Consider the following 10,041-nt stretch of genomic DNA (forward strand, 5'->3'; position numbering starts at 1 on the left):
AATGCAAAAGGGCCACGCGAAAGCGTGGCCCTTTTTCTTTGGTTGGCGATTCCGGGATCAGCGCGTACGCGCGAGATAGCGCTTGCGCCAGAAGATCAGCACCAGCACCACCGCGATGACCAGCATCGACGTCATCGCGATCCAGAAGCCGTCTGCCTTGTGCACCAGCGGGATGAATTCGAAGTTCATGCCGAAGATGCCCGCGATGAGGTTCAGCGGCAGGAACACGGCGGTGAGCACCGTCAGCACCCGCATGATGTCGTTGGCGCGGTGGCCCTGGACGCTGAAGTGCATCTGCACTGCAGTCTCGGCGTTCTGCTCCAGTCGGTGCACGTGGTGCACCACGCGCTCGATGTGCTCGAGCACGTCGCGGCTGCGGATCATGATGAGTTCGCGCTCGCGCTGCTCCGTCTCGCCCTTGGGCACGGGGAGCGTTTCGAGCGAGTCGATCCAGTCCTGCATGGCGGCGCGCTGGTCTTCGCAGATCTCGTCCAGGTGATGCAGCGATTGGCGTGCCTCCATCAGCGCACCCCAATTGGTGAAGCGGCTGCGTGGGTCGATCAGCTCGGTCTGCCAGTGATCGAGCTGCTTGGTGAGTTCGCGTCGCAGGTCGAGGTAGCCGTCGACGATCTGGTTGATGACGCGCAGCATCAGGTCCGAAGGGCTGGTTGGCAGGCGGGCCGAGGTGGCGCGCACGTCGAGCGCAGGGGCGCCGCGGTCGTCGGGCGAGGCAGCCGCCAGCAGGCGAGTGGCGAAGGCGTCACGCACCGCGCCGTCTTCCGGGTGCACCGACAGCAGCACGCGATCGAACACCGCGAAGCCCACCGGGCGGGTGTCGACGCGGCGCAGCACGGGCGGGCCGCTGCGGGGCAGGGGCGGGGCCTCGCTGCCATTGCCCTTGCCGTTGCCCAGCGCCGCCTGGCCCTGTCCGTTGGCCAGCCGCCGGAACACCAGCACGTCGTACTGCGAGGTGTAGTCGTAGTGGGAGGGTAACTGGTCGTTGAGCAGGTCGGCCACGTGCAGGTCGACCAGTTGCGTGAGGCACAGCGTCTGCAGGATCTGCTGCACCTCGGCCAGCGAAGCCCGGAATTCCTCGCGTGTGAGCGAGATCCAGAGGTAGCCGCCGGTGCCGCACGCGCCCGGTACGGTCAGCGGCGCCAGCGCGGCGTGCTCGCTGACCTGCGAGCGGTTGATTTCGAAGATGCGCATGCCGGCGCTGTTACTTCTGCAGCAGCCGCGCGGCGTCGAGCGCGAAATAGGTCAGCACGCCATCGGCGCCGGCGCGCTTGAAGGCCAGCAGGCTTTCGAGCACCACGGCGTCGTGGTCGAGCCAGCCGTTCTGGGCGGCGGCCTTGAGCATCGCGTACTCGCCGCTCACCTGGTAGGCGAAGGTCGGAACATGGAACTGGTCCTTCACGCGGCGCACGATGTCGAGGTAGGGCATGCCGGGCTTCACCATCACCATGTCGGCGCCTTCGGCGATGTCGATGGCGACTTCGCGCAGGGCCTCGTCGCTGTTGCCAGGGTCCATCTGGTAGACCTTCTTGTTGCTCTTGCCGAGCGTGGCGGCCGAGCCCACGGCGTCGCGGAAGGGGCCGTAGAAGGCGCTGGCGTACTTGGCGCTGTAGGCCATGATGCGCGTGTGAATGTCGCCGCGGGCTTCGAGCGCGGTGCGGATGGCGCCGATGCGGCCGTCCATCATGTCACTCGGCGCCACAATGTCCACGCCGGCCCGTGATTGTGTGAGCGCCTGCTTCACAAGCACTCCGACGGTCGCGTCGTTGAGGATGTAGCCGGTGTCGTCGAGCAGGCCGTCCTGGCCGTGGCTGGTGTAGGGGTCGAGGGCAACGTCGGTCATCACGCCCAGTTCGGGGAAGCGCGCCTTGAGGGCGGCCACCACGCGGGGAATCAGCCCGTCGGGGTTGAAGGCTTCGCGGCCATCGGGTGTCTTGAGGCTGGCGTCGATCACCGGGAACAGCGCCATCACCGGGATGCCGGCCGCCACGCACTGCTCGGCCACGGGCAGCAACAGGTCGAGGCTCAGGCGGTCCACGCCGGGCATCGAGGGGACGGCATCGCGACGTTTCTCGCCTTCCTGAACGAACACCGGGTAGATCAGGTCGTTGACCGTCAGTGCGTGTTCTCGTACCAGATTGCGGGTGAAAGCGTCGCGGCGCAGGCGCCGCGGCCGCCCGGCGGGGAACATGGCCAGAGGGGAAGATGATGACGTCATATATACAAAATTGTGCCTGAAGCGATCTTTCACAGACCTTCTCTCCGAGTGTCCAGTTGTCTGACAACTACGGAAATTCGTAGAACCAAGGTACTCAAATTTTTGCTTCAAATGTCAAAGAAAGTGCCTCAGTCGCTTGAAACCTTGTTTCGTCTTTGTTAAATTCTGAAGCGGGCGGCTTGCCGCTCCCCGCTTTTCCTCCCTGAGCGGGTGCCTTGATGTGTGACAGCAAAAGGGCTTCCCAGCCCGACGTGAAGACGTCGGGCTTTTTTTTGCCCGTCGTACAGGGGCATCGCCGCAAAAGAGGGGTCGGCGAGAGGGGCGCCACTAAACTGCCGCCATGCTCTGGGTCAAATCTCTTCACATCGTCTTCGTTGCAAGCTGGTTCGCGGGGTTGTTCTACCTGCCCCGGATCTTCGTCAATCTGGCGATGGTGCCGCCCGAGTCGGTGGCCGAGCGGGAGCGGCTGCTATTGATGGCACGCAAGCTCATGCGATTCACGACTTTCCTGGCGGTTCCCGCGCTCGGCTTCGGCCTGTGGCTCTGGCTGGGTTATGGCATCGGGCGCGGCCCGGGCAACGGGTGGATGCACGCCAAGCTGGCGCTGGTGCTGGTGGCCATCGGCTATCACCACGGCTGCGGCGTGCTGCTGCGCCGTTTCGTGGCGGGCGAGAACCGGCGCAACGACCGCTGGTTCCGCTGGTTCAACGAGCTGCCGGTGCTGCTGCTGCTGGGCATCGTGATCCTGGTGGTCGTCAAGCCGTTCTGAGCCCGGTGCACACGGTGGAGAGGCCGCACAAGTCCGCCGCGCTCCCCCTGGCGCTCGCGTACGCGGCGCTGATCGTCTACGCCAGTCTCTATCCGTTCGCCGACTGGCGCGACCAGGGGATCGCGCCGTGGGCCTACTTGTCGGCGCCCTGGCCCAAGTACTGGACGGGCTTCGATTTCGCTATCAACGTGGTGGGCTACGTGCCCTTCGGCTTCCTGTGCGCCCTGGCGGTGCTGCGTACGCGCCCGGCCACCAGCGTCTGGCATGCGGTGCTGCGCGCCACCGTGGCGGGGGCGGCAATCTCGTTCGCCATGGAGACGCTGCAGAGCTACCTGCCCGCGCGCATTCCCTCCAACGTGGACCTGGGGTTCAACACGACGGGTGCGGTCCTTGGTGCCGTGCTGGCGGCGGGGCTGGAACGGCTGGGCGCGGTTGCCCACTGGAGCCGCGCGCGTTCGCAGTGGTTCACCGAGGACTCGCGCGGCGCGCTGGTGCTGCTCGCGCTGTGGCCTTTTGCGCTGCTGTTCCCGGCGGCCGTCACCTTCGGGCTGGGGCAGGTGTTCGAGCGGCTCGAAGTGGCGATCTCCGAATGGCTGCTTGACACACCCTTCATCGACTGGCTGCCGCTGCGGCAGTTCGAGCTCGAGCCGCTGGTGCCGGCGGTGGAACTGCTGTGCGTGATGCTCGGCGCGCTGGTGCCGTGCCTGCTGGGCTATCTGGTGGCGCGCTCCGTGGTCCAGCGCGCGGTGCTGCTGCCGCTGACGCTGCTGGCCGGCATCGCGGCCTCGGCGCTGTCGGCGGCATTGAGCTATGGGCCCGAGCACGCATGGGCGTGGCTGGGCCTGCCTGTGCAGGTCGGCATGGCCGCGGCGTTCTTTGCTGGCGTGCTGTTGCTGTTCGCGCCGCGCCGCTTGTGTGCGGCGCTGCTGCTGGTGGGGCTCGTGCTGCAGCTGAGCCTGCTGAACCAGGCGCCCGAGAGCGCGTACTTCGCGCAGACGCTGGCCACCTGGGAGCAGGGGCGCTTCATCCGCTTCCACGGGCTGGCGCAGTGGCTGGGCTGGACCTGGCCCTTCGCGGTACTGGCGTATGTGGTGGTCGCTCTGTCGCGCCGGGGCCGGCCCAATGCTGCTGCGACGGTCTGAACGTTTGAAGGTATCGACACGGGGCCAAGGGGCGGTCACTAAAATCTGCCGATGCCCAGCTCCTCCCCCGCCGCGCCGTCCGGCTATTACGGCCGCCACATCTTCTTCTGCCTCAACGAGCGCAAGAACGGCGAAGACTCCTGCTCCATGCACAACGCGCAGGAAGGCTTCGACCGCTGCAAGGCGAAGGTCAAGGAGGCGGGGCTATCCGGGCCCGGCAAGGTGCGCGTCAACAAGGCCGGCTGCCTCGACCGTTGCGCGGGCGGGCCGGTGGCTGTGGTGTACCCCGAGGCTGTCTGGTACACCTTCGTCGATGGCGATGACATCGACGAGATCGTCGAGTCGCACTTGAAGAACGGCCAGGTCGTCGAGCGGCTGCTGCTGCCTCCCGATGTCGGACGCTGAACTTTTCCGCCGACCCTCCGCTCGTACCTTGCGCCAATGAATTCCCAGACCGAAAAGATCAGCCTCCAGGGCGCCGCCGGCGCAATCGAGGTTCAACGCGACCAGCCTGCCGGCACCCCGCGCGGTATCGCAGTAATCGCCCATCCGCATCCGCTGTTCGGCGGCACGATGGACAACAAGGTGGTGCAGACGCTGGCACGCGCATTCGTCGCCAGCGGGTGGACCACGGTGCGCTTCAACTTCCGCGGCGTGGGCGCCAGCGAAGGCGTGCACGACGAAGGGCGTGGCGAGCTGGAAGACATGCTGAATGTCGTCGGCCAGCTCGCGCCCGAGGGGCCGCTGGCGATCGCCGGATTTTCCTTTGGCGCGTTCGTTGCGACCGGTGCCGCCGCAAAGCTCTGGACCGAACGCGACATCCGCCAGATCGTGCTGGTAGGCACGGCCGCCGCGCGCAACACCGTGGCCACGCTGCCGGCCGAGGCGCACGAGCGCATGCTGGTGGTTCATGGCGAAGCCGACGACACCGTGCCGCTGTCCGCCGTGATGGACTGGGCGCGGCCGCAGTCACTTCCTGTCACAGTCGTCCCCGGGGGCGGCCACTTCTTTCACGGACAATTGCCGCTGCTCAAAAGTCTCGTGGTCCGTCATCTGCGCGCGGACATCGCTTGAAAGCCTCGCAGGCTTGTTTTCGTCTCTTTCCAAACTCCCCATGAATCGTTTTCTTGGCGCGCTCCGCGCGCTGGTCTTTACCGCCGCCGCATCCGTCAGCCTGATCGCCGCCGCCCAGGTGCCGGCTCCGCCTGAAATCGCCGCGCGCAGCTACCTGCTGCTTGACGTGACCGCGAACCAGATCCTGGCCCAGAAGGACATCGACAGCCCGGTCGAGCCGGCTTCGCTCACGAAGCTGATGTCTGCCTACCTGGTGTTCGATGCGCTGCGCACCAAGAAGATCACGCTGACCCAGACGCTGCCGGTCAGCCCGCGCGCCTGGAAGATGCCCGGTTCGCGCATGTTCATCGACCCCAAGATGCAGGTGCCGGTGGAAGACCTGATCAAGGGCCTGATCGTGCAGTCGGGCAACGACGCCACGGTGGCGCTGGCCGAAGGCGTGGGCGGCACGGTCGAGCACTTCGTCGAGATGATGAATGCCCAGGCCAAGGCGCTGGGCATGAAGAACACGAGCTACAAGAACCCCGAAGGCCTGACGGCGCCCGGCCACACCACCACGGCTCGTGACCTGAGCATTCTGGCGACCCGCCTGGTGCGCGACTTCCCCGAGGAAGCCAAGTACTACGCGATCAAGAAGTACCGCTACCCGGGCACTCCGTCGACCAACGACACCAATCGCAATCTGCTGCTGTTCCGCGACCCGACCGTCGACGGCCTGAAGACCGGGCACACCGAGGCGGCCGGCTACTGCATGATCGCCACCGCCAAGCGCGATTTCCCCAACCTGACCGGCGGCCGCCGCCTGCTGTCGATCGTGCTGGGAACCACGGGCGAGACCGTGCGCGCCAACGAGTCGCAGAAGCTGCTGAACTGGGGTTACACGGCCTACGACGCCGTTCGCCTGTTCGACGCCGGCCAGCCGGCCGCCACCCCGGCCGTCTGGAAGGGCAAGGCGAACACGCTGAAGCTGGGCCGCCCGGAAGCCATCGTGGTCGCGGTGCCCGCCGGCACCGCCAGCAAGATCAAGACGCAGGTGTCGCGCCCCGATCCGCTGGTGGCGCCGTTCACCAAGTACCAGGCCGTCGGTTCGCTCAAGGTCACCCTGGACGACCAGCCGGTCGCCGACGTGCCCCTGGTCGCCCTGGAGGCCGTCGAGCAGGCAGGGATATTCGGCCGCGCATGGGATGCCGTGCGGCTCTGGATCAAGTAAATCCGAAGGGGTGGCAAGGCGATTGGCAGCTCTCCGCTGCGGCTGACCTTGCCGTTTCAGACTCGTTTGCTATACTCGTGGGCTTTTCGGAAATTTCCGAAGGGTTTCACGTTTTCGTTATTCCCGGCTTCCTTGCCTTGCGTCACGTCAAGGACCAAGGGCGGTTTTGCAACCAGGGCCGGGTTGTTTTGGGACTAATTCATTCATGCCAACCATCAATCAACTGGTGCGTCAGGGTCGAACGGTCGAAAAGATCAATTCGAAGAGCCCTGCCATGCAGAACTCGCCGCAACGTCGCGGTGTCTGCACCCGCGTCTACACCACGACGCCCAAGAAGCCCAACTCGGCGCTTCGTAAAGTTGCCAAGGTCCGTCTGACCAATGGCTTCGAAGTCATCTCCTACATCGGCGGCGAAGGCCACAACCTGCAGGAACACAGCGTCGTGCTGGTTCGCGGCGGCCGTGTCAAGGACTTGCCCGGTGTGCGTTACCACATCGTGCGCGGTTCGCTCGACTTGCAAGGCGTGAAAGACCGCAAGCAGTCGCGTTCCAAGTACGGCGCGAAGCGTCCCAAGAAGGCTTAAGCCTTCCTGTCGTCAAAAAACAAACGGTGTTCGGTTGGCCTTGGCGGGCACATCGAACGAAGTGACCCACTGTCGGGTCGAGTAAGTGAGAGTCCTGACTGGCTCTCGCGGTGCCGGAAACGGTGCCAACTGAAGCAAAGAGGTTAGAAAAATGCCACGTCGTCGCGAAGTCCCCAAACGTGAAATCCTGCCGGATCCCAAGTACGGCAATGTCGAGCTGTCCAAATTCATGAACGTGATCATGGAAGGCGGCAAGAAGGCGATCGCCGAGCGCATCATTTACGGTGCTCTCGACTTCATCGAAAAGAAGAATCCGGACAAGGACCCCCTCGAAGCTTTCACCGTTGCCATCAACAACGTGAAGCCGATGGTCGAAGTGAAGTCGCGCCGCGTTGGCGGTGCGAACTATCAGGTGCCGGTCGAAGTCCGCCCTGTCCGTCGCCTCGCCCTGTCGATGCGCTGGATTAAGGAAGCTGCCCGCAAGCGCGGTGAAAAGTCGATGGCCCTGCGTCTGGCCAACGAACTCATGGAAGCTACGGAAGGCCGTGGCGGCGCCATGAAGAAGCGCGACGAAGTGCACCGCATGGCAGAAGCCAACCGGGCGTTCAGCCACTTCCGCTTCTAAAAATCAAACTTCGCTTGGGCGTTGGGTGCTGAGTGTCGGGCGTTGTGCCCGTGCTCGGGGCCCAGCGCTCAACGCATTTCAACCCGAAAGTAAATCATGTCCCGCAAGACCCCCATCGAGCGCTACCGCAACATCGGCATCTCCGCGCACATCGACGCTGGCAAGACCACGACGACCGAACGTATCCTGTTCTACACCGGTGTGAACCACAAGATCGGTGAAGTGCACGACGGCGCCGCCACGATGGACTGGATGGAGCAAGAGCAAGAGCGCGGTATCACGATCACGTCCGCTGCCACCACCTGCTTCTGGAAGGGCATGGCTGGCAAGTTCGACGAACACCGCATCAACATCATCGACACCCCCGGCCACGTGGACTTCACCATTGAAGTCGAGCGCTCGATGCGCGTGCTGGACGGCGCTGTCATGGTGTACGACGCCGTCGGCGGCGTGCAGCCCCAGTCGGAAACCGTCTGGCGCCAGGCCAACAAGTACAAGGTTCCGCGTCTCGCGTTCGTCAACAAGATGGACCGCACCGGCGCCGACTTCCTGCGCGTGCGCCAGATGATGGTGGACCGCCTGAAGGCCAACCCCGTCGTGATCCAGATCCCGATCGGTGCCGAAGAGCACTTCCAGGGCATCGTCGACCTCGTGAAGATGAAGGCGATCATCTGGGACGAAGACAAGGGCGTGACGTTCCAGTACGGCGAGATCCCCGCCAACCTGGTCGATGTCTGCAACGAATACCGCGAAAAGCTCGTCGAAGCGGCTGCTGAAGCCAGCGAAGAGCTGATGAACAAGTACCTCGAAGGCGGCGAGCTGAGCGAGGAAGAAATCAAGAAGGCCATTCGCCAGCGCACCATCGCCGGCGAAATCCAGCCGATGCTGTGCGGCTCGGCCTTCAAGAACAAGGGCGTGCAAGCCATGCTCGACGCCGTCGTCGAATACATGCCCGCACCGACCGACATTCCCCCGGTCAACGGCCTGGACGAAGACGAAGCGCCTGTCATCCGCAAGGCTGACGACAACGAGAAGTTCTCGGCCCTGGCATTCAAGCTGATGACCGACCCGTTCGTGGGCCAGTTGACCTTCGTGCGCGTCTACTCCGGCGTGCTGACCAAGGGCGACAGCGTCTACAACCCGGTTCGCGGCAAGAAGGAACGTATCGGCCGTATCGTGCAGATGCACGCCAACAACCGCGAAGAAGTCAACGAAATCCGCGCTGGCGACATCGCTGCCTGCGTGGGCCTGAAGGAAGTCACCACGGGCGAAACCCTGTGCGACCCGACGGCGATCGTGACGCTTGAGCGTATGGTGTTCCCGGAATCGGTGATCTCGCAGGCCGTCGAGCCGAAGACCAAGGCCGACCAGGAAAAGATGGGCATCGCCCTGCAACGCCTGGCTCAGGAAGACCCCTCGTTCCGCGTCAAGACCGACGAAGAATCGGGCCAGACCATCATCGCCGGCATGGGCGAGCTCCACCTTGAAATCATCGTGGACCGCATGAAGCGCGAATTCGGCGTGGAAGCCAACGTGGGCAAGCCGCAAGTGGCTTACCGCGAAACGATCCGCAAGACCGTCGAAGAAGCCGAAGGCAAGTTCGTTCGCCAGTCGGGCGGCAAGGGCCAGTACGGTCACGTCATCCTGAAGCTCGAGCCGCAGGAAGCCGGCAAGGGCTTCGAGTTCGTCGACGCCATCAAGGGCGGTGTGGTTCCTCGCGAATACATCCCCGCGGTGGAAAAGGGCGTCGTGGAAGCGCTGACGCAAGGCGTGCTGGCGGGCTATCCCGTCGTGGACGTCAAGGTCACGCTGCACTTCGGTTCGTACCACGACGTGGACTCGAACGAAATGGCGTTCAAGATGGCCGCGATCTTCGGCTTCAAGGAAGGCGCCCGCAAGGCCAACCCCGTGATCCTCGAGCCGATGATGGCCGTGGAAGTCGAAACGCCTGAAGACTACGCCGGCAACGTGATGGGCGACCTGTCGTCCCGCCGCGGCATGGTGCAGGGCATGGACGACATGGTCGGTGGCGGCAAGGCCATCAAGGCCGAAGTGCCGCTGTCGGAAATGTTCGGCTACTCGACCACGCTTCGCTCGATGTCGCAAGGCCGTGCAACGTACACGATGGAGTTCAAGCACTACGCCGAAGCTCCCCGTAACGTCGCCGAAGCCATCGTGGCCGCCCGCGCCAAGTAAGTATTCAATTTCGAATCTGTCTGCGACCGTGTGCCCCTCGCTGCCCGTGGCGAGGGAACCAGCAATGCGGTGCAGACATAAAACCCAATCACGGGCACTGCTCTTTCAAGGATTGAAAAATGGCAAAAGGTAAATTCACCCGCACCAAGCCGCACGTGAACGTGGGCACGATCGGTCACGTTGACCACGGCAAGACGACGCTGACGGCT

At 64.2% G+C, this 10,041-nt stretch carries 11 protein-coding genes; 9 read left to right on the forward strand and 2 right to left on the reverse strand.

What is annotated here, in order from left to right; translation table 11 throughout:
- Nucleotides 1–57: 57 nt before the first annotated feature.
- Nucleotides 58–1,209, reverse strand: a complete 1,152-nt coding sequence (locus BLV60_RS28795; protein ID WP_093058721.1) for a magnesium transporter CorA family protein — start codon at nt 1,207–1,209, stop codon at nt 58–60.
- Between the two features lie 10 nt (nt 1,210–1,219).
- Nucleotides 1,220–2,206, reverse strand: a complete 987-nt coding sequence (gene hemB, locus BLV60_RS28800) for a porphobilinogen synthase (RefSeq protein WP_093058722.1) — start codon at nt 2,204–2,206, stop codon at nt 1,220–1,222.
- Nucleotides 2,207–2,573: 367 nt separating this feature from the next.
- Here hemB and BLV60_RS28805 point away from each other — a divergent pair, with 367 nt between their 5' ends.
- From BLV60_RS28805 to BLV60_RS28845, 9 genes are all read left to right on the forward strand, one after another.
- The gene (locus tag BLV60_RS28805; RefSeq protein WP_093058723.1) at nt 2,574–3,002 is read left to right on the forward strand and encodes a CopD family protein; all 429 of its coding nucleotides are present in this window, start codon (nt 2,574–2,576) and stop codon (nt 3,000–3,002) included.
- 14 nt (nt 3,003–3,016) lie between these two features.
- Complete coding sequence (locus BLV60_RS28810; RefSeq protein WP_093058738.1) at nt 3,017–4,144, forward strand: VanZ family protein; 1,128 nt, start codon at nt 3,017–3,019, stop codon at nt 4,142–4,144.
- Between the two features lie 51 nt (nt 4,145–4,195).
- Entirely contained in the window at nt 4,196–4,549 is a 354-nt protein-coding gene (locus BLV60_RS28815) for a (2Fe-2S) ferredoxin domain-containing protein (protein WP_093058724.1), read from the forward strand.
- 36 nt (nt 4,550–4,585) lie between these two features.
- On the forward strand, nt 4,586–5,218 hold the full coding sequence (locus tag BLV60_RS28820; protein ID WP_093058725.1) for an alpha/beta hydrolase: 633 nt from the start codon (nt 4,586–4,588) through the stop codon (nt 5,216–5,218).
- Between the two features lie 40 nt (nt 5,219–5,258).
- Nucleotides 5,259–6,428 (forward strand): D-alanyl-D-alanine carboxypeptidase family protein, encoded by a 1,170-nt coding sequence (locus tag BLV60_RS28825; RefSeq protein ID WP_093058726.1) that lies wholly within the window; start codon nt 5,259–5,261, stop codon nt 6,426–6,428.
- A gap of 205 nt (nt 6,429–6,633) precedes the next feature.
- Complete coding sequence (gene rpsL, locus BLV60_RS28830) at nt 6,634–7,011, forward strand: 30S ribosomal protein S12 (protein WP_013543948.1); 378 nt, start codon at nt 6,634–6,636, stop codon at nt 7,009–7,011.
- Between the two features lie 151 nt (nt 7,012–7,162).
- Nucleotides 7,163–7,636: a 30S ribosomal protein S7 gene (gene rpsG, locus BLV60_RS28835; protein WP_013543947.1), complete on the forward strand. Its 474-nt coding sequence runs from the start codon at nt 7,163–7,165 to the stop codon at nt 7,634–7,636.
- 96 nt (nt 7,637–7,732) lie between these two features.
- Nucleotides 7,733–9,832: an elongation factor G gene (fusA, locus tag BLV60_RS28840; RefSeq protein ID WP_093058727.1), complete on the forward strand. Its 2,100-nt coding sequence runs from the start codon at nt 7,733–7,735 to the stop codon at nt 9,830–9,832.
- A gap of 119 nt (nt 9,833–9,951) precedes the next feature.
- A partial coding sequence (locus BLV60_RS28845; protein WP_038111923.1) for a GTP-binding protein occupies nt 9,952–10,041 on the forward strand: 90 nt, incomplete at its 3' end.

This window comes from Variovorax sp. YR634 (assembly GCF_900106655.1).
Classification (GTDB): Bacteria; Pseudomonadota; Gammaproteobacteria; order Burkholderiales; family Burkholderiaceae_C; genus Variovorax.

Excerpts from the sequence above, each read along its gene's own strand:
- BLV60_RS28805 (WP_093058723.1), top strand. The coding sequence starts at position 2,574 with ATGCTCTGGGTCAAATCTCTTCACATCGTCTTCGTTGCAAGCTGGTTC.
- hemB (WP_093058722.1), bottom strand. The coding sequence starts at position 2,206 with ATGTTCCCCGCCGGGCGGCCGCGGCGCCTGCGCCGCGACGCTTTCACC.
- fusA (WP_093058727.1), top strand. The coding sequence starts at position 7,733 with ATGTCCCGCAAGACCCCCATCGAGCGCTACCGCAACATCGGCATCTCC.
- BLV60_RS28795 (WP_093058721.1), bottom strand. The coding sequence starts at position 1,209 with ATGCGCATCTTCGAAATCAACCGCTCGCAGGTCAGCGAGCACGCCGCG.
- rpsL (WP_013543948.1), top strand. The coding sequence starts at position 6,634 with ATGCCAACCATCAATCAACTGGTGCGTCAGGGTCGAACGGTCGAAAAG.
- rpsG (WP_013543947.1), top strand. The coding sequence starts at position 7,163 with ATGCCACGTCGTCGCGAAGTCCCCAAACGTGAAATCCTGCCGGATCCC.
- BLV60_RS28815 (WP_093058724.1), top strand. The coding sequence starts at position 4,196 with ATGCCCAGCTCCTCCCCCGCCGCGCCGTCCGGCTATTACGGCCGCCAC.
- BLV60_RS28825 (WP_093058726.1), top strand. The coding sequence starts at position 5,259 with ATGAATCGTTTTCTTGGCGCGCTCCGCGCGCTGGTCTTTACCGCCGCC.
- BLV60_RS28820 (WP_093058725.1), top strand. The coding sequence starts at position 4,586 with ATGAATTCCCAGACCGAAAAGATCAGCCTCCAGGGCGCCGCCGGCGCA.